At 41.2% G+C, this 328-nt stretch carries 1 protein-coding gene; it reads left to right on the plus strand.

Annotated elements, in window-relative coordinates:
- Positions 1-328 (plus strand): hypothetical protein (locus AB4585_RS22860; RefSeq protein ID WP_372171097.1); only part of this gene is annotated, 328 nt, incomplete at both ends.

Raw genomic sequence — 328 nt, forward strand, 5'->3', positions numbered from 1 at the left:
CAGGGCCAGCAAAGACCATCCTTTCAAAGGCAACGAGGGACGGCTATCTGATTTATTACAATATCAATTAGCTATGATTCAGTCAGGGTTACCTTTACCGGAGCTAGGACCTTTGGCTGAAACAATTAAAGAGTTAGATTTACCGTTCAATATAGGTTGCAAGGCAGCTTCAATGGATGGTTTAAAAACACTTATCGAACAGACAGAAATGCTCACCCCTTGTTCGGTAAAAACAGCTAAACTCTATTCTTCCTCAATGCGCTATATTGAGGTTAGTGACTTTCCTCACTTAAGCCATCACCGCGTATCAGCTTACATATTACAACGA

Origin of the sequence: Vibrio sp. 10N.222.49.C9, assembly GCF_041474985.1 — a bacterium.
In the GTDB taxonomy this organism is placed as follows: Bacteria; Pseudomonadota; Gammaproteobacteria; order Enterobacterales; family Vibrionaceae; genus Vibrio; species Vibrio crassostreae_C.